Source organism: Amycolatopsis sp. NPDC114505, from assembly GCF_055633615.1.
The window spans coordinates 117654-135316 of record NZ_JBVKDV010000006.1 but is presented as its reverse complement, the minus strand read 5'-3'; the positions used below and the strand labels follow the sequence as shown (position 1 = coordinate 135316).

21 protein-coding genes are annotated in these 17663 nt (G+C 70.9%); 12 read left to right on the top strand and 9 right to left on the bottom strand.

Going from position 1 to position 17663, the window contains the following annotated elements; genetic code table 11:
- Nucleotides 1-15 precede the first annotated feature (15 nt).
- Complete coding sequence (locus ACZ7OU_RS47125) at nt 16-1038, bottom strand: LacI family DNA-binding transcriptional regulator (protein ID WP_470260272.1); 1023 nt, start codon at nt 1036-1038, stop codon at nt 16-18.
- Nucleotides 1039-1165: 127 nt separating this feature from the next.
- Here ACZ7OU_RS47125 and ACZ7OU_RS47120 point away from each other — a divergent pair, with 127 nt between their 5' ends.
- Nucleotides 1166-2452: an ABC transporter substrate-binding protein gene (locus ACZ7OU_RS47120; protein ID WP_470260271.1), complete on the top strand. Its 1287-nt coding sequence runs from the start codon at nt 1166-1168 to the stop codon at nt 2450-2452.
- Between the two features lie 21 nt (nt 2453-2473).
- Here ACZ7OU_RS47120 and ACZ7OU_RS47115 read toward each other — a convergent pair whose 3' ends face one another.
- The gene (locus tag ACZ7OU_RS47115) at nt 2474-3835 is read right to left on the bottom strand and encodes an NAD-dependent succinate-semialdehyde dehydrogenase (RefSeq protein WP_470260270.1); all 1362 of its coding nucleotides are present in this window, start codon (nt 3833-3835) and stop codon (nt 2474-2476) included.
- Between the two features lie 111 nt (nt 3836-3946).
- Here ACZ7OU_RS47115 and ACZ7OU_RS47110 point away from each other — a divergent pair, with 111 nt between their 5' ends.
- Together ACZ7OU_RS47110 and ACZ7OU_RS47105 are read left to right on the top strand one after the other, a co-directional pair.
- Nucleotides 3947-4387 carry a hypothetical protein gene (locus ACZ7OU_RS47110; protein WP_470260269.1) on the top strand — a complete coding sequence of 147 codons (441 nt, stop codon included), beginning with the start codon at nt 3947-3949 and terminating at the stop codon, nt 4385-4387.
- A 1-nt stretch (nt 4388) separates the two neighbouring features.
- On the top strand, nt 4389-4847 hold the full coding sequence (locus ACZ7OU_RS47105; RefSeq protein WP_470260268.1) for a hypothetical protein: 459 nt from the start codon (nt 4389-4391) through the stop codon (nt 4845-4847).
- Here ACZ7OU_RS47105 and ACZ7OU_RS47100 read toward each other — a convergent pair.
- Together ACZ7OU_RS47100 and ACZ7OU_RS47095 are read right to left on the bottom strand one after the other, a co-directional pair.
- Complete coding sequence (locus tag ACZ7OU_RS47100) at nt 4802-5242, bottom strand: L,D-transpeptidase (RefSeq protein ID WP_470243529.1); 441 nt, start codon at nt 5240-5242, stop codon at nt 4802-4804. The genes ACZ7OU_RS47105 and ACZ7OU_RS47100 overlap by 46 nt on opposite strands.
- Nucleotides 5243-5311: 69 nt before the next feature.
- Entirely contained in the window at nt 5312-6229 is a 918-nt protein-coding gene (locus ACZ7OU_RS47095) for a hypothetical protein (RefSeq protein ID WP_470260267.1), read from the bottom strand.
- Nucleotides 6230-6353: 124 nt separating this feature from the next.
- On the opposite strand from ACZ7OU_RS47095, the gene ACZ7OU_RS47090 reads away from it, so the two are divergent.
- On the top strand, nt 6354-6656 hold the full coding sequence (locus ACZ7OU_RS47090; RefSeq protein ID WP_470243531.1) for a hypothetical protein: 303 nt from the start codon (nt 6354-6356) through the stop codon (nt 6654-6656).
- Nucleotides 6657-6661: 5 nt separating this feature from the next.
- Here ACZ7OU_RS47090 and ACZ7OU_RS47085 read toward each other — a convergent pair whose 3' ends face one another.
- Nucleotides 6662-7108 (bottom strand): nuclear transport factor 2 family protein, encoded by a 447-nt coding sequence (locus ACZ7OU_RS47085; protein ID WP_470260266.1) that lies wholly within the window; start codon nt 7106-7108, stop codon nt 6662-6664.
- A gap of 86 nt (nt 7109-7194) precedes the next feature.
- Between ACZ7OU_RS47085 and ACZ7OU_RS47080 the strand changes: the two genes are divergently transcribed.
- Nucleotides 7195-8061, top strand: coding sequence for a LysR family transcriptional regulator (locus ACZ7OU_RS47080; RefSeq protein WP_470260265.1), 867 nt, complete (start codon nt 7195-7197; stop codon nt 8059-8061).
- A gap of 397 nt (nt 8062-8458) precedes the next feature.
- On the opposite strand, the gene ACZ7OU_RS47075 is transcribed toward ACZ7OU_RS47080, so the two are convergent.
- Nucleotides 8459-8842: an STAS domain-containing protein gene (locus ACZ7OU_RS47075; RefSeq protein ID WP_470260264.1), complete on the bottom strand. Its 384-nt coding sequence runs from the start codon at nt 8840-8842 to the stop codon at nt 8459-8461.
- A gap of 121 nt (nt 8843-8963) precedes the next feature.
- Nucleotides 8964-9650, bottom strand: coding sequence for a TetR/AcrR family transcriptional regulator (locus ACZ7OU_RS47070; protein WP_470260263.1), 687 nt, complete (start codon nt 9648-9650; stop codon nt 8964-8966).
- 117 nt (nt 9651-9767) lie between these two features.
- On the opposite strand from ACZ7OU_RS47070, the gene ACZ7OU_RS47065 reads away from it, so the two are divergent.
- The 6 genes from ACZ7OU_RS47065 to ACZ7OU_RS47040 all read left to right on the top strand — a co-directional run bounded on the left by ACZ7OU_RS47065 (nt 9768) and on the right by ACZ7OU_RS47040 (nt 15636).
- Nucleotides 9768-9974, top strand: a complete 207-nt coding sequence (locus ACZ7OU_RS47065; protein WP_285479786.1) for a 4-oxalocrotonate tautomerase family protein — start codon at nt 9768-9770, stop codon at nt 9972-9974.
- A 91-nt stretch (nt 9975-10065) separates the two neighbouring features.
- A complete protein-coding gene (gene msrA / locus ACZ7OU_RS47060) occupies nt 10066-10581 on the top strand; it encodes a peptide-methionine (S)-S-oxide reductase MsrA (protein ID WP_470260262.1) in 516 nt (171 codons plus the stop codon).
- A gap of 319 nt (nt 10582-10900) precedes the next feature.
- Complete coding sequence (locus ACZ7OU_RS47055) at nt 10901-13186, top strand: M4 family metallopeptidase (protein ID WP_470260261.1); 2286 nt, start codon at nt 10901-10903, stop codon at nt 13184-13186.
- A 94-nt stretch (nt 13187-13280) separates the two neighbouring features.
- Nucleotides 13281-13790 (top strand): OsmC family protein, encoded by a 510-nt coding sequence (locus ACZ7OU_RS47050; RefSeq protein ID WP_470260260.1) that lies wholly within the window; start codon nt 13281-13283, stop codon nt 13788-13790.
- 77 nt (nt 13791-13867) lie between these two features.
- A complete protein-coding gene (locus ACZ7OU_RS47045; RefSeq protein ID WP_470260259.1) occupies nt 13868-14836 on the top strand; it encodes an ATP-binding cassette domain-containing protein in 969 nt (322 codons plus the stop codon).
- Entirely contained in the window at nt 14833-15636 is an 804-nt protein-coding gene (locus tag ACZ7OU_RS47040) for an ABC transporter permease (protein WP_470260258.1), read from the top strand. Before ACZ7OU_RS47045 ends, ACZ7OU_RS47040 begins: the two co-directional genes overlap by 4 nt.
- A 5-nt stretch (nt 15637-15641) precedes the next feature.
- Here the strand turns inward: ACZ7OU_RS47040 and ACZ7OU_RS47035 are convergent, their stop codons facing one another.
- Together ACZ7OU_RS47035 and ACZ7OU_RS47030 are read right to left on the bottom strand one after the other, a co-directional pair.
- Entirely contained in the window at nt 15642-16073 is a 432-nt protein-coding gene (locus ACZ7OU_RS47035) for a nitroreductase/quinone reductase family protein (RefSeq protein WP_470243542.1), read from the bottom strand.
- Complete coding sequence (locus ACZ7OU_RS47030) at nt 16070-16594, bottom strand: DUF6069 family protein (protein WP_470243543.1); 525 nt, start codon at nt 16592-16594, stop codon at nt 16070-16072. The genes ACZ7OU_RS47035 and ACZ7OU_RS47030 overlap by 4 nt, the downstream gene beginning before the upstream one ends.
- Before the next feature lie 107 nt (nt 16595-16701).
- Between ACZ7OU_RS47030 and ACZ7OU_RS47025 the strand changes: the two genes are divergently transcribed.
- Complete coding sequence (locus ACZ7OU_RS47025) at nt 16702-17661, top strand: SDR family NAD(P)-dependent oxidoreductase (protein ID WP_470260257.1); 960 nt, start codon at nt 16702-16704, stop codon at nt 17659-17661.
- Nucleotides 17662-17663 lie beyond the last annotated feature (2 nt).

The following is a 17663-nucleotide window of genomic DNA, read 5'->3' as shown; positions in this document are numbered from 1 at the left end:
CGGAAGAACAGCAGGTCAGCGCCGCAATGTCGGCGCAGTACTGCCCCGAAGGACCAGTTGTGTCCCGAGAATCGACGGCGATGTCGCGATTTTTCCGCCGGACAATCTCGCCAGGAGCAGCCGGCCGGCCCGCTCCCCCAGCTCGGCCACGGGCTGGGCGACGGTGCTCAGCTCGAGCAGATCGGCGAGATCGTGATTGTCGAACCCGAGCACCGAGACGTCGTCCGGCACCCGCAGCCCGGCCCGGCGCAGCGCCCGCAGGGCCCCGAACGCCATCTCGTCCGACGCGGCGAACACCGCGGTGGGCCGGCGAGGCAGGCCGAGGAGGGCGCCCATCGCCCGCTCCCCGCCCGCGACCGTGAAGCCACCCCCGGTTTCGAACGCGGCTTCCGGTTCGCGGCCGTCCTCGCGGCACACCGCGTGGTAGACCTCGCGGTAGGCGGCCAGCCGCCGCACCGGCGTCGTGAACCCGAGCGGGATCGGGGCACTCTCGCCGATGAACGCGATCTCGCGGTGACCCAGCTGGACGAGGTGGCGCATCGCGGTCACCGCGGCACCGTGGTCGTCGATCCCGACGGAGTCCCCGCCGGGTTCCTCGGTGCCGATCGTGACGAACGGGACGCCGAGCCCCAGCAGCAGCTCGCGTTCGGTCTCCGTCAGAGGCAGGGAAAGCACGAGCACCGCGTCCACCCGGCGGCGCAGCGGGAGGCCGGCGAAGAACCGCGCGCGGCCCGGGGCGTCGCCGAGGTTGTAGAGCAACAGGCTGATCCCGGCGTCGCGCAGCACCCGCTCGACGCCGGAGATGAGACGCGCGAAGTACCAGCGGTCGACGTAGGGCACGATCACGCCGACGGTCCCGGTCCGGCCCGTGGCCAGGCTCGACGCGGCGGGCGAGATGGCGTACCCGAGCTCCGCGGCGGCCGCGACCACCCGCGTCCGCGTGCGCTCGGCGACGCCGGGCACCCCGCGCAGCGCTCGCGACACGGTGGCCGCCGAGACTCCGGCGAGCCGCGCCACGTCGTCGAGCTTCTCCGGCATCCCCTGCCCCATTCGTTGCAAGCGCTTGCAACCATCCGAGTCCGAGCCATTGACAGTGGCCTTGATCAAGGCTAATCATCGATGCAAGCGCTTGCAATGGCGTCGCCCGCCCGGCAAGGAGGCCGACATGCGCCAGCTCCTCCCCGTCACCGGCGCGGTCCTGCTGGCCGCCAGTGCGCTCACCGCGTGCTCGTCGGCCGCCGGCCTGACGATCAACCTGTACATCTCGCCCGAAGACCACCTCCAGACGGTGGTCGACCGGTGCACGCAGGAGGCCGCGGGCCGGTACAAGATCGTCTACAACAAGCTGCCGCGCGGCGCGGACGGCCAGCGCGAGCAGATGGTCCGCCGGCTCGCCGCGGGCGACACCTCGCTGGACGTGCTCGGCCTCGACGTCACGTGGGTGCCGGAGTTCGCCGAAGCGGGCTGGGCCGAGGAGTGGACGGGCGCGAACGCGGCGGCGGCCACCCAGGACGTGCTGCCCGGGCCGCTGGCCACCGCCAAGTGGAACGGGAAGCTTTACGGGGCAACGAAGAACACGAACGTCCAGCTGCTCTGGTACGACGACCGGATCACGCCGTCGCCGCCGAAGACGTTCGACGAGCTCATGACGCAGGCGCAGCAGCTGAAGGCCGCCGGGAAGCCGTACCAGGTCGTGTTCACCGGCGCCCAGTACGAAGGTCTGGTCGTCTTCTACAACACGCTGGTCGCCTCGGCGGGCGGGCACATCCTGTCCGACGACGGCAAGTCCGTGGTGATGGACGACGGCGCGGTGAAGGCGCTTTCGCTGTTGAAAACGCTCACGACGGCGGGGATCACGGACCCGTCACTGACGAACCAGAAGGAGGACGACATCCGCCAGGCGTTCCAGCGCGGCCAGGCGGCGACCGAGCTGAACTGGCCGTTCGTGTATGCCTCCTACGCCAAGGAAAAGCCGCAGGACCTGGCGCACTTCAAGTGGACGCGGTACCCGTCGGTGGTCGCCGGGCAGTCCAGCCGCGTGACGATCGGCGGGTTCAACCTGGCCGTGTCGACGTATTCGCAGCACAAGCCGGAGGCGTTCGAAGCGGCGTTGTGCCTGCGGAACGCGACTTCCCAGAAGTACCAGGCACTGGTGGACGGCATCCCCCCGAGCATCGCATCGATCTACCGCGACAACGCGCCCCTGGACGCATCGAAACCCGCGGACCCGAAGGAAAACCCGACGATGGCCGACCAGTACCCGATGAAGGGCGACATCCAGGCGGCCCTGACGGACGCGGCGGTCCGCCCGCTGACCCCGGCGTACCAGAACCTGTCGACGGTGATCTCGAAGGTGCTCTCCCCACCGGCGGAGATCGACGTCGCAGCGACGGCCCAGGAGCTGCGCGAACGCCTGACGGACGCGTTGAACTCCCGGGGAATCATCCCGTGACCGGCTAGCCGAACGTGGCTTTCAGAGGCGGATCGGTTTCTTGTTCATGAACTCCTCGATCCCCAGCGGACCCAGCTCCCGCCCGATGCCCGACCGCTTGATACCCCCGAACGGCAGGTCCGCCTCCGAACCACCGGACTTGTTCAAATACACCATCCCCGCCTCAATACGCCGAGCCACCCTGACCGCTCGCTCGCGGTCCGTGCCGAACACGCTCGCGCCCAGGCCGAACGGTGTGTCGTTGGCCAGGGCCACCGCCTCGTCCTCCGTCTCCGCGCGGAACACCAGCACCACCGGGCCGAAGATCTCCTCGTGGTACGCCGCCATCTCCGGGGTCACGTCCGTGAGCACCGTCGCCTCCAGGTACGCGCCCGGGCCCGGCACCCGGCGGCCGCCCGCGCGCAGGGTCGCTCCCTCGCGGATCGCCGTCTCGACCTGGGCTGCCACCTCGTCCGCCGCCGCCTTCGAGGCCAGGGGCGGCAACGTCGTCGCCGGGTCGGCCGGGTCGCCCGGTACGTAGTACTCCGCCACGCGCTTGGCCAGGCGGTCCACGAACTCGTCGTACAGCTCGCCCAGCACGATCATCCGCTTGGGCGCGTTGCACGACTGGCCGCAGTTGCGCATCCGGGCGGTCGCGGTGACCTTGACCGTTTCGTCCAGGTCGTCGGTGTCCAGCACGATCAGCGGGTCGGACCCGCCCAGCTCCAGGACGCACTTCTTGAGGTTCCGCCCGGCTTCGGCCGCGACCGAAATCCCCGCCTGCTCGCTGCCGGTCAGCGAGACCCCGACCAGGCGCGGGTCGGCGAGGATCCACGGGACCTGACGGCTCGACGCGAACACGTTCACGTACGCGTCGTCGGGCACGCCGGCGTCGCGCAGCACGCTCTCGATGGCCGCCGCCGAGCGCGGGCAGATCGACGCGTGCTTGAGCAGGATCGTGTTGCCCAGCACCAGGTTCGGCGCGACGAACCGGGCGACCTGGTAGGCCGGGAAGTTCCACGGCATGACGCCGAGCAGCGCCCCGATCGGCTCCTTCGTCAGCACGGCCTTGCCGCCGCGGATCGGGATCGGCTCGTCGGCGAGCAGGTCCGGGCCGCGGTCGCCGTAGTACCGGAAGATGTCGACGACGACGCCGACCTCGCCGCGGCCCTCGTTGATCCGCTTGCCCATCTCGAGGGTCATGATCGCGGCCAGCTCGTCGGCGCGTTCGGCGAACAGCTCCGCGGCGCGCAGCACGATCGCGGCCCGCTCGGCGACCGGCCTGGCACGCCAGGCCGCGAACCCGCCGTGCACGCGGTCGATCGCGGCGCGGACCTCCTCGTCGGTCGCGTTCGGGATCTCCTCCACGAGCTCACCGGTGGCGGGGTTGGTGACGGAATACATGGCGGTCTCCTCTGCCCACGCTAGCCTACTGCATACTGTATACACCATGGGATCACTGATCGACACCCGCGCGGCGGTACCCGTCAGCGCGTGATCGACTATCGTTCCCCCATGACGCTGGAGATCACCGGCGGATCCTCTTTTTCCGCCCTGACAAGGGAAACCGGCCAATGGACCCGCCGCTACGCCGGTGGCGAGGTCACGTTCGGCTGCCCCGGGCGCACGTACGAACGCGCACCGCGGGTGTGGGGCAGCCGCGGGCTCGGCCTGCCCGAAGATCAGCTGCCGGCCTTCGCCGCGCAGCTCAAGCGCGTGATGAAGCACGAGGCGTACTGGCTGGCGCGCGCCGACTGCCTGGACCGCCGGGCGGGCGACGCGAAACGCTGGTCACCCGGCCGTTACGACGACGAAGACGGTTTCGTGTACTTCGCCGGGCCGTGCACCCACGGCGATCCGTGGCCCGGCTACCGGCCGGCGCGCAGCTTCACGATCGCGCTGCCGCTGGTCCGCGGCCTGCGCATCCGCGTCGCCGCGTACCTGGCCGCCGGATGACATGAGCGACCTGCGCCGGCGGGCCGTCCGCGCCGGGGTCGCCGCCGCCGTCGTGAGCGGGATCCCGTCGACCGCCCACGCCCTGCTCACCGGCCGTGACCCGCTCACCGCGACCCGCGCCGCCGGCACGCTGCTGCCCGGCCGGCGCGACCGGCCCGGCGTCGCCGCCGGGCTGATCGCGCACGTCGTCGTCTCGGCCGTCTGGACCGGGGTCCTCGCCGCGACCGCCCGCCGCCGGCGCCTCGGACTGCTCCGGGGCGCGGCGGCCGGACTCGCGATCGCGGCGCTGGACCTGGGCGTAGCCGGCCGGGCCTACCCGGCCGTGCGGGCGCTTCCCCGCGCCCCGCAGGTCCTGGACCACCTGGTCTTCGGCGCCGTCACCGGCGCGCTCCTCGACCGTCCACAAGGGACGGGTCAGCGCACGACCTGGACGACGTCACCGGGGTGCAGCGAGTTGTAGAACGTCACCGCTGCCGCGTGCGAAAGGTGCACGCACCCGTGCGACTTCACCTTCAGGCTGCCCTGGTGGAACGCCACGCCGGTGTTCGTGAAGAACACCGAGTACGGCATCGGCCCGTTGAACTGCCTGCTGTAGTGGTCGATGTCCTTGTACTGCACGTGGAACGTCCCGACGGGCGTCGGGTACTTCGCGAGCCCAACCGTGATCGGAACGCCCCCGTAGGTGACGTGCCCGGCGCCGTCGGTCAGCCACGCGGTGTTCGAACTGCGCTGGACGCAGGCCTTCGCGGCGGCGCTGCACGGCGTCGACGACGCCGCTTCCGCCGTTCCCGCGAACACCACGGTCCCCGCCATCGCGGCGACCCCGCCCAGTAGTGCGATCATCCTCCGGTTCATGACGCGCCTCCCGTTGTCGTTCGGCTACAGGAGGTAGCATGCCCAGTTTTGCGATCTTCGAACCGAAGATCACTCCCTCGGCTGCGACAGCCGGAGGAACTCGTTCTGCTCACGGTCGTAGCGCTGGGTCAGGCCGTTGCCGTAGCGGTCCCACCAGTTCGCCGTGTGACCGCCCTGGCGGGTGGTCGTGTCCCCGTAGATCTGGCGGTCGTACTCGATGCGCGCGTCGTGGAACTCCTGCTGGAACTGCTCGGGCGTGAGGCCCTGCGCGTGCTGGACGGCCGCGTCGCTGATCGTGCCCGAGCTGCGGACGATGTCGTCGCCCGCCATGTGGTTGATGATCGCGCGCACGCCGCCGGCGCCGCGCATGTGCGCGCCGGACATGACCGCGGCCTGGGCGCCGGCGTCGGTGAAGTTGAGCGCGCCCGCGGAACGCGCGTTCGCCGTCATCAGGTCCGAGACGACGGCGCGTTCTTCCGCGCTGCCGATGCCGTACTGCTCGCGCGCGGCGATGATCCGGTCGTAGCCGTTGTGCATGTTCTGCCGGAAGCCGTACGCCTCCGGCACGCCGCCCTGCTCGCCCGTCGCGCCTTCGGAGCGCATGATCGAGTCGACGACCCGCGCGTCGAGCTGCGGCGGTGCCGCCGCGGCCGCCGCTCCCCCGCCGCCCTGCGCGGCGTTCTGGCCGCCGCCGTAGGCCTGCGCGACGTCGGAGTCGGCCGCGTTGTACCCGTTCGCGGCCGTCTGGACGTTCTGGTTGACGTTCGTGATCAGGCTCAGGAACTTCTGCAGCGCGCTGCCCAGCGAAGAGTGCAACGCCGAGTTCGCGGCGGCGACCCCGCTGCCGATGCCGGCGAACGACATCGCGTCCAGCACCAGGCCTTCCAGGTCGCGAGTGGTCGACAGGAAGGACGACCCGACTTCCTCGACCGCCTTGGCGACCGTCCCCATTTCGGTGGTTTCGGCGCGGTAGGCCCCGGCACTCATGGTCTGCTCCCTCCGGATTCCGGCTCTGCGCGTCGAGAATTCCGCACCGGACGATCCCGGCACACGGCCGAATTACCCACTGGGGTACCGGTGGGAGTGCCCACTCCGAGGCTAAAGTCGGGGCATGGACAAACCCGAGGACCCGAACGTCGTGGACGGCGAGATCGTCGACGACACGCCGACCGCCGCGCTCGCGATCCCCTCGCCGCCGCTGCCGGACCCGGACTACAGCGAGGGCGGCGTGCCCAGCTTCGACTTCGTCCGGGACAAGATCGAGAACCGCTACACGACGTCGCTGGGCGCCCAGGACGTCGCGGGGCTGGGCACGGAGAACACGACGGAGACCCTGGACAAGAAGATCGCCGACCGCGACCAGGCCGCCAAGGACCGGCTCGCCGAGATCCGCCGGTCGATGCGCGGCGAGTAGTCGCCTCAGCCGAAGATCGCGCCGGGATCGCCGGTGTACCAAGCGTTTTCGATCAGCACCCGGCGCATGACCCAGCGGTCGCCGTCGCGGACGAGCGTGACGTCGTAGCGGTTCTTCAGCAGCGCGTGCTTGCTGTGGTCGTCGCTCAGCAGGTGCTGGGCCTCGACCAGGGCCGTCAGCCGCGCGGTGTCGCCGTCGACCGTGACGCGCGGGTTGGTCACCTGGTGCGTCGTGTCGACGCGGCCCTCGAACAGCGCGAGGATCGTGTCGACGATCGCCTCCCGGCCCGTCATCAGCGGCGGCTCGGCGCCCCAGCGCGCGGCCGCCGGCCGGAAGTCCAGCTCCGCGTCGGCGGCGAACGACGACGCGAACAGCGCTCGGTCCTTGAGGTCCTGGCCGAGGCCGAACCGGTAGAGCGCGTCGACGATCTCGAGGTGGTCGTGGTGGTTCATGCCCCCAGCGTCGCCACGCCCGCGAAGCCGATCAACGCGCTTCTGTGCCACGATCGTGAAGCAGGAGTGAACGATGGAGGGGCGGGATGGCGGAGACGCGCGAGATCGAGTCGTTCCTCACGCTGGCCGAGGAGCTGCACTTCGGCCGCACCGCGGAGCGGCTGCGCGTGTCGACGGCCCAGGTCAGCCAGACGATCCGAAAGCTGGAACGGCGGATCGGCGCGCCCCTGTTCACCCGGACCAGCCGCCGCGTCGAGCTGACGCCGGTCGGGCGGCAGCTCCTCACCGAGCTCGGGCCGGCGTGGTCGGCGGTCGGCGCGGCCCTGGACCGGGCGGTCGAGGCCGGACGCGGGGTCACCGGCACGCTGCGCGTCGCGTTCGGTGACGCCGCGGGCGGGCAGCTGCTGGCCGGGGTGGCCGAGCTGTTCCGGCGGCGGGCGCCCGGCTGCGAGGTCGAGTTCCGCGAGGTGCGGCCGGCCGAGATCCTGCCGTGGCTGCGCGAGGGCGAGGTGGACGTCGTGCTCGCCGGGCTCCCGCTCGACGGCCCCGGCCTGGTCACCGGCCCGGTGCTGGTGCGGGAGGCGCGGTTCCTCGCCGTGGCGGCGGGCCACCCGTTCGCGCGACGGGAGGCCGTGGGGGTCGCGGACCTGGCGCGGGTCACGGTGCTGCGCTGCGCGCTGCCGGACCCGTGGCTGGACGGGGAGGTGCCCGGCGCGGTGACGCGGCCGCGCGCCGGGCTGCAGGAGCTGCTCACGCTGGCCGGCGCCGGCGAGGGCGTGCTGCCGGTCGGCGCCCACATCCGGCGCTACTACCCGCGGCCGGACCTCACGTACGTCCCCCTCGACGGCGCACCCCGGCTCGAGTGGGGCCTCGTCTGGCGCGACGGCTCCGCGACGGCCCGCGTCCGCGCGTTCGCCGAAGCCGCGGCCGACCTGGTCCGCGAACCAGCCTGACCCCGGCCCGCGGCCGGCACCCGCCCAGCCAACTCACGCACGCAGCCGGCCGACACGCGTACCTGACCGGACGACACACGTGCCCAGGCGGACGACACACGTACCTGACTGGACGACACGCGTACTTGGCCGGACGACACGCGTGCTTGGCCGGACGACACGGCGGAGCCTTCGCTCCGGGCCGTGTCGTCCGACTGGGCACGCGTGTTGGCCGCCTGCGTACGCGTGTCGTCCGGCTGCGCACGGGTGTCGGCCGGCTGCGTACGCGAGTCGTCCAGTGGGGTACGCGTGTCGTCCGTCTGGGTACGCGTGTTGGCCGTCTGGGTACGCGAGTCGTCCAGTGGGGTACGCGTGTTGGCCGGCTGGGGACGCGTGTTGGCCGGTGGGGGCAGGCCCTTCAGCCTCGTAGCCAGCGCATCTCCACCGGCTGGCTGGCGGCGATCGCCGTCAGCCGGTTCGGGAACACCCGGACCTGGCCGGCGAGGCCCGTCAGCCGCACCATCCGGTCGGCCACGCTTCCCGGCTTGACGATCAGGCAGCCCGCGATCCCGCGGTCCCGGCAGCTCCGCACCGCCTCGAGCAGCCCGTGGGTCCCGTGCGCCGACAGGAACTCCAGCGCCGTCAGGTCGAGCACCAGCAGGTGCGGCTCCGGCAGTTCGCAGATGGCGGCTTCGATCAGCGTCGTCCACCGCAGCACGGTGTCGATGTCCACCTCACCGCGGGCCTCGACGACCAGCACACCGCTGGTCCGCTCCGGGATCGCCGTTTCCTGATCGCGCATCGCGCGCCTCCCCGGGGCCGGATCGGGGCCGACCCTGGCCCATCGTCCCACTCCGGACCGGCCGCGGCCGCACCGAAAGCGCGGGTCCGAGCAGACGGCCCAACCGGCGCGGCCGTCCGGCTCAGTGTCCACTGTGGACGCTCAACCGCACCAGCCACTCCCGCAACAGCGTCACCTCGGCCGCCGTCAGGTCTCCCACCGACCCCGCCGACACCGCCGGCAGCCGGGCGGCGAGGGTGGTCGCCGTCACGGCGACGTCGTCGGACGCCGGCGCAGTCTGCGCGAGGACGCCGGCCAGCACGCTTTCCCGCACCCGGACGGAAAACCCGGGGTCCGGGTAGAGCTCCGGCCGGGTGATCATCGACAGCGCGACGCCGGCGTTGGCCGCCATGACCATCTGCGCGGCGAGCGACGGCGGCACCTTCAGCCGGCCGGCGGCGGCGCAGCGTTCCAGCACCTCGAGCAGCAGGCCGTGCGCCTCGGCGGCCGCTCCCGGCGGCGTCGACAGGCCCGAGTACATCAGGCGGTAGTGGTGGGGGTTGGCGAGCGCGAACGCGACGTGGTTGTCCCAGCCGTCGCGCAGGTCGCGCACCGGGTCGCCGGACGGCTTCGCGGCCCGCTTGCCGGCGAGGTACTTCTCGAACCCGCTGTCGACGACGGCGGCGAGCAGGCCGTCCTTGTCGCCGAACTGCCGGTACAGCGCCGGCGCGCCCACACCGGCGGCCTCACAGACCGCCCGCGTGGAGAAGTCGCCCGCGTGCGCCAGCAGGCCGGCCGCCGCCTCCAGAATCCGCGTTCTCACGTCCACGACAGCGACGCTACCAGCGGATATCATCGATATCAAGCAGAAGGTAGCGTCGGTCCGCTCACTGTGTTAGCGTCGATTACACACGCAGGACAACGACGATAACAAAGGATGCTCGCCATGCCGTTCGCCAACTTCAAGGTCCCCGCCGGCACCCTCACCCCGGAGCAGAAGGAGCAGCTCGTCACCCGCACCACCGACCTGTACGCCGAGATCTACGGCGACCGCGCCCGCGCGACCACGATGGTGCTGGTCGAGGAGGTCGCCGACGGCGGCTGGGGCATCGGCGGCGACGTGCTCACCCTCGCGAAGCTGCAGGCCGGGTGACGTCAGGCTTCCGTAATCCTCTCGTGGAATCATCGGTGTGCCGCCGAAGTTGTACAGGTGGCAGCACCAGACGAGGAGAAGGAGTGACGCCGTGAGCACGTCAACCGAAAGGGCCGTCCTGGCCGGCGGCTGCTTCTGGGGCATGCAGGAGCTGTTCCGCCGCCAGCCCGGGGTGATCTCGACCCGGGTCGGTTACAGCGGCGGCGACGTCCCGAACGCCACCTACCGCAACCACGGCACGCACGCCGAGGCGATCGAGGTCGTCTACGACCCCTCGCAGGCGACGTTCCGCGACCTGCTCGAGTTCTTCTTCCAGGTGCACGACCCGACGACGAAGAACCGTCAGGGCAACGACATCGGCCTGAGCTACCGCTCGGGGATCTACTTCGAAAACGACGAGCAGAAGCGCGTCGCCGAAGACACGATCGCCGACGTCGAGGCGTCCGGACTGTGGCCGGGCAAGGTCGTCACCGAAGTCAGCCCGGTGGGCGACTTCTGGGAAGCCGAGCCGGAGCACCAGGACTACCTGCAGCGCATTCCGAACGGGTACACGTGCCACTTCGTGCGCCCGGGCTGGAAGCTCCCGAAGCGCGAGAAGACCGCCTGACACAGTCGTATCACTTAAGGCCCCTTCGCCGATTCACGGCGAAGGGGCCTTCGTCGTTTCGGACGCGGGAAAGATCACCCGAACGGCGGTGATCCGCTTCCCGTCCTGAGTGGACGGTCACCCGATCGAATCCCAATAGTGGGAAATGTCCTTTTTGGGAGTTATTGCGTCCGGTAGATAAGACCGTACGTTAGTCGCTTGTTCACGAGGCTCCGGCACCGGATTCTGATTTCCGTTCCACAGCACCACCTCTCGTCCCCTTGATCCGGCCCGGCTCGAACCCCGGGTCTGGTTCACCCTGCCCGGAGGAGATCCCTCGATGGAACTGAGACGTCCAGTCGTCTTGGCAGCAACCGGCATACTCGTCGGCGCGCTCTGCATCACCGGTACCGCACAGGCGCAACCCACCCCGAACGCCACCCCGGACGCGGCTCCGAGCGCCCTGGCCCAGGCCACGACCGCGGCCGCCGGTCTGGTGGCGAGCAGGCCCGCCGCGCTGCACGCCAGTGCGGACGACGTTTTCCAGGCCCAGAAAGCGATTTCCTCGACCAACGGCCTCCAGTACATCCCCTACGAGCGCAGCTACAAGGGCCTGCCCGTGGTCGGCGGCGACTTCGTCGTCGCGACCAACTCGACGGGCCAGGTGCTCGGCACCTCCGTCGCGCAGGACCAGACCATCAACCTCGCCTCGACCACCGGCAAGGTGACGAAGGCCGCGGCCGAGGCGACCGCGCGGCAGCAGCTGTCCGCCGTGGACAGCGTCAGCCCCGCCCAGCAGGTCGTCTACGCGCTCGGCTCGCCGACGCTGGCCTGGAAGAGCACCGTCGTCGGCCGGGACGCCGAAGGCCCGAGCCGGCTCGACGTCATCGTCGACGCCGCCACCGGCAAGGTGCTCAAGACGCAGGAGCACGTCCTCAACGGGGACGGCACCAGCGCGTGGAACGGCCCCAACCCGGTGCACCTCGACACCACGCACTCGGGCAGCACGTACTCGCTGAAGGACCCGACGATCACCAACACGTCCTGCCAGGACGCGGCCAACAACACCACGTTCAGCGGGCCGGACGACCTCTGGGGCAACGGCACCGCCAGCAACCGTGAGACCGGCTGCGTGGACGCGCTGTTCGCCGCCCAGACCGAGAACAAGATGCTCTCGCAGTGGCTGGGCCGCAACAGCTTCGACGGCAGCGGCGGCGGCTGGCCGATCCGCGTCGGGCTGAACGACCAGAACGCCTACTACGACGGCACCCAGGTCCAGATCGGCAAGAACACCGCCGGCGGCTGGATCGGCTCGATCGACGTCGTCGCGCACGAGCACGGCCACGGCATCGACGACCACACCCCGGGTGGCATCTCCGGCGCGGGCACGCAGGAGTTCGTCGCGGACGTCTTCGGCGCCTCGACCGAGTGGTTCGCGAACGAGCCCGCTCCCTACGACCAGCCGGACTTCCTCGTCGGCGAGCAGGTCAACCTCGTCGGCTCCGGCCCGATCCGCAACATGTACAACCCGTCGGCGCTGGGCGACAAGAACTGCTACGACAGCTCCGTCCCCAACGGTGAGGTGCACGCGGCCGCCGGCCCCGGCAACCACTGGTTCTACCTGCTGGCCGAAGGCACCAACCCGACCAACGGGCAGCCGACCAGCTCGACCTGCAACAGCTCCACGGTCACCGGCCTCGGTGTCCAGACCGCGGTGAAGATCTTCTACAACGCGATGCTGCTCAAGACCACCAGCAGCTCGTACCTGAAGTACCGCACCTGGACGCTGACCGCGGCGAAGAACCTCTTCCCGGGCAGCTGCACCGAGTTCAACACCGTCAAGGCGGCGTGGGACGCGATCTCCGTCCCGGCGCAGTCGGCCGACCCGACCTGCTCGGCGACCGGCACCGTCACGGTTTCGAACCCGGGCAACCAGTCGACCGTCACCGGCACCGCGGTGAACCTGCCGCTGTCGGCTTCGGGCGGCACCTCGCCGTACTCCTGGACCGCCACCGGCCTGCCGGCCGGCCTGTCGATCAACGCCTCCACCGGCACGATCTCGGGCACCGCGACCACCGCGGGCACCTCGAGCGTCACGGTGACGGCGAAGGACGCGGCCAACAAGACCGGGACGGCGTCGTTCAGCTGGACCGTCGGCACCACCACCGGCTGCTCCGGCCAGAAGATCGTCAACGGCGGCTTCGAATCGGGCAGCGGCAGCTGGACCGGCACCACCGGTGCCATCGGCCAGTGGGCGTCCTCGGGTGAAGCCGCGCACGGCGGCACGTACAGCGCTTGGCTCGACGGCTACGGCTCCACGCACACGGAGTCGGTCGCGCAGTCGGTCAGCATCCCGGCGGGCTGCCACGCCAGCCTGACGTTCTACGTGCACATCGACACCGCGGAAACGACCACCACCACCGCCTACGACAAGCTGACCGTCACCAACGGCAGCGCGACGCTGGGCAGCTACTCCAACCTGAACAAGGCGTCCGGGTACGCGCTCAAGACGATCGACGTTTCGTCGGCCGCCGGCGGCACCCTGGCGCTGAAGTTCACCGGCACCGAGGACAGCTCGCTGCAGACGTCGTTCGTGATCGACGACGTCGCGGTGACGCTGAGCTGAAACCGCTGAATCCGCACTGAAAAGGCGGGGAATCCGGGAAATCCGGGTTCCCCGCCTTTTCGCTTTCCCGGGAAACGCGGGCACAATCGGACGCATGGACACCGAAGAGCTGCGCGCGACCCAGGCCCCGCTGAAGGACAAGTACCGCGAGGCGCCGGAAAGCGCGCTCGTCACGCTGCACGCCGACGCCGAGCTCGACGGCCTCGGCATCTCCTGCAAGGTCGAGACGGGCCGCGCGGTCGTCGAGGCGGGGCTGCACCCGGCGACCGGCGGCGACGGCACCCTCGCCTGCTCCGGCGACATGCTGCTCGAGGCGCTCGTCGCGTGCGCAGGGGTGACGCTGCGGGCGGTGGCGACGTCGCTGGGCCTCGAGGTGCGTGGCGGCCGCGTCCGCGCCGAAGGCGAGCTGGACTTCCGCGGCACCCTCGCCGTCGCGAAGGACGCGCCGGTGGGCTTCCGCGCGATCCGGCTGTCGTTCGAGCTGGACACCGACGCTTCCGAAGAGCAGCTCGCCACGCTCGAAAAGCTGACCGAGCGCTACTGCGTCGTGTTCCAGACCCTGCGGACGCCGCCGGAGCTCGCCGTCACGCTTTCGGCGAACTGACTCGGCTCAGGGAGAAACCCGGAGGACAAAGCGGACAGTGTGGCCTAGCTTGACGGGGTATCGAGAGGGGAACCGTCATGCCGGAACCGGACACCGCCGTCCAGGTGCGCGGGCTCGTCAAGACCTACGGCTCGACCCGCGCGCTCGACGGCGTCGACCTCGACATCCCGGCCGGGCGCGTGCTCGGCCTGCTCGGCCCGAACGGCGCCGGGAAGACCACCATGGTCCGCATCCTGACGACGCTGCTGCGGCCGGACTCGGGGTCGGCGCGCGTGGCCGGGTACGACGTGCTGGACCAGCCCGACGAGGTGCGGCAGCGGATCGGCCTGTCCGGCCAGTACGCGGCCGTCGACGAGAACCTCACCGGGTTCGAGAACCTGTACATGGTCGGGCGGCTCTACGGCAGGCGGAAGACCGCCGCCCGGTCGCGCGCCCGGGAGCTGCTGGCGAGGTTCGCGCTCGAAGCGGCCGCGGACCGGCCGGCGAAAGGCTACTCGGGCGGCATGCGACGGCGGCTCGACCTGGCCGGCGCGCTGGTCGCCGAGCCGACCGTCGTGGTCCTCGACGAGCCGACCACCGGCCTGGACCCGGGCGGGCGGCTCGACACGTGGGGCGTCATCAAGGAGCTGGTCGCGGACGGCACGACCGTCCTGCTGACCACCCAGTACCTCGAAGAGGCCGACCAGCTCGCCGACTCGATCGTGGTGATCGACCACGGCCGGGTGATCGCGCGCGGCACGGCCGACGAGCTCAAGGCGCAGATCGGCGGCGAACGGCTGGAGCTCGTCGTCGCCTCGGCCGCGGACCTGCCGCCCACCCTGGAGGTGCTGCGCGCGGTGGGCACCGGCGAGCCGTCCGGCGACGACCACACGCGGCGCGCGGAGATCTTCGTCGACACCGGGCCGAAGGCGCTCATCGAGGCGCTGCGGCAGCTCGACGCCCAGGGCATCGCCGTCCAGGACGTCGCCCTGCACCGGCCGACGCTCGACGACGTGTTCCTGTCCCTGACCGGCCACGGTGCCGAAGCCGAGGAGGCTGCGAAGTGAACGCGTTCGCGAAGGGCATCTCGGACGGCGGCATCATCACGTGGCGCAACCTGATGAACGTCCGCCGCAACCCCGACTGGCTGATGGCCGCGACGCTGCAGCCGATCATGTTCGTGCTGCTGTTCGCCTACGTCTTCGGCAACGCGATCGGCGGCGAGTCGGGCGGCGCGTCCTACCGGGAGTTCCTCATCGCGGGGATCTTCGCCCAGACGGTCGCGTTCAACTCGGCGTTCACCGTGATCGGCTTCGCCAACGACCTGCAGAAGGGCATCATCGACCGGTTCCGCTCGCTCCCGATGTCCCGCATCGCGGTGGTCCTCGGCCGGACGACGTCCGACCTGGTGGTCAGCGTGGTGGCGCTGGTCGTGATGTCGGCGTGCGGCCTGATCGTGGGCTGGCGGATCCGCGGCAGCTTCTGGGACGCGCTGCTGGGCTACCTGGTGATGCTGATGTTCGCGTGGGCCCTGTCCTGGGTCGGCGCGCTGATCGGCCTGGCGGCGCGCAGCGTCGAGGTGGCGCAGAGCCTCGGGCTGGTCTGGATGTTCCCGCTGAGCTTCATCTCGTCGGCGTTCGTCCCGACGCAGACGCTCCCGGCGTTCCTCAAGGCGATCGCGGACTGGAACCCGTTCACGGCGGTGATCAACGCCACGAGGGATCTGTTCGGCAACCGGTTCGGGCCGGCGCCGACGGGGTGGCCGGCGGAGAACGCGGCGCTGTACGCGATCCTGTGCTGCGTGGCGATCATCGCGGTGTTCGCCCCCCTGGCGACGGCGAAGTACCGGCGGGTGGCGAGCAAGTAGGCCGGTCAGTCCTCTTCGGACAGTTCCACGACCGGGATCACCCGCTTCGCCGCCCTGGCCTTCGCCTGGTGGTCGGCCAGGAACGGGTAGTGCCGCTCCAGGTCCGTCCACGTCCGCACGTAGTCGGCCCCCAGTAGCGGCAGCGCCTCGCCGGTGAACGTCGCGCCGTCGACCTCCACCTTCACCCGGGAGTCGGCGATCAGGTTCAGGTACCAGTCCGGGTGCCGCGGTGCCCCGATGTTCGACGCCACCACCAGCAGCCGGTCGCCGTCGCGGTGGACCATCATCGGGACCGTGCGCGGCTCGCCCGTGCGGCGGCCCGTCGTCGTCAGCAGCACCAGCCGCTCGCGGTGCATGCCCTCGACCTCGCCGCCCGCCCGGAACTGCTCGATCACGCGACGGTTCGTCTCCTGGACGTCGACGGTGTCCACGGTCACCGGTCGTAGTAGCGGGTCGGCGGGGGCTCCTGCCGGGTCGGCGCGGGACTCTGCTGGCTGCGCCGCCGGTGCAGCGTCCGGGCGCTCGCCGCCATGCTGTTGACCACCGCGGCGATCACCAGCCCGATGACGAGGTTGATCGCGGCGGTCGCGATCTTCGCGCTCGGCGCGACGGTCAGCGTCAGCGGCAGGACCACCGCGATCAGCGTCACCAGCACCATGATCCAGCCGAAGAACTGCGACGGCGCGGGCGTGGCGACGCTGAGCAGGTGCATCAGCCCGGTGGCGAGCAGGGCCACCAGGGCGGCGACCAGCGCGTACGTCGTGGTGCTCGCGTTGCCCCAGACGCCCTCTCCTTTTGGGGCCAGCACTTCGACCTCGAACACCCCGCGCGCGATCAGCAGCCCGACGACCGCGAGCAGGGCCGCGATCACCGCCGTCGCGACGCCGCCTGCCCACAACCTGCGAGCGTCGATCCCCGGGCGGACGTCCTGGGGCTGGTTCCCGTAGTAGTCGGCCATCAGAGCCTTCCTGGGTCGGGTGCGCCTCTCGGGGTCGATTGTCCCCTGTTTCGGCCCCGGCCGCGCGATTTGCGCTGGAGTGCGCTCCAGCTCGTACGGTCGGGGACATGAGCACCGCACAGCACAAGATCGGATCGGGCTTCGGCGCCACCACGACGGCCGCCGAAGCAGTCGCGGGTGTCGACCTCACCGGCAAGCTCGCCGTCGTCACCGGCGGGTACTCCGGGATCGGCCTCGAAACCACCCGCGCGCTCGCGGGCGCCGGCGCGCACGTCGTCGTCCCGGCCCGCCGCCGCGCGACGGCCGGGGAAGCCCTTTCCGGCGTGGAGAACGTCGAGGTCGACGAGCTGGACCTGGGCGACCTCGACAGCGTCCGCGCCTTCGCCGAGCGCTTCCTGGCGTCCGGGCGGCGGATCGACCTCCTCATCGCGAACGCGGGCATCATGGCCTGCCCGGAGACCCGCGTCGGCCCGGGTTGGGAAGCCCAGTTCGCCACCAACCACCTCGGGCACTTCGCGCTGGTCAACCGGCTGTGGCCGGCCGTCGCCGACGGCGCCCGCGTCGTCTCGCTGTCCTCGCGCGGCCACCACAACTCGCCCATTCGCTGGGACGACGTCCAGTTCACCCGCGGCTACGACAAGTGGGCGGCCTACGGGCAGGCCAAGACGGCCAACGTGCTCTTCGCCGTCCGGCTCGACGAGCTGGCCGCCGCGCGGGGCGTGCACGCGTTCGCGCTGCACCCCGGCGGCATCATGACGCCCCTGCAGCGGCACCTGCCGAAGGCGGAGATGATCGAGCGCGGCTGGATCGACGAAGCCGGCACCCTCCTGATGGAGTTCAAGACCCCGGAGCAGGGCGCGGCGACCACGGTCTGGGCCGCGACGTCACCGCAGCTGGCCGGGCTCGGCGGGCTGTACCTCGAGGACTGCGACGTCGCGGAGCTGTCCCCCGCGGACGCCGAAGGCATGACGGCGTCGGGGGTCCGGCGGTACGCCGTGGACCGCGAGGAGGCCCGTCGACTGTGGACGCTGTCGGCGGAGCTGACCGGTGTGGACGCTTTCGCGTGATC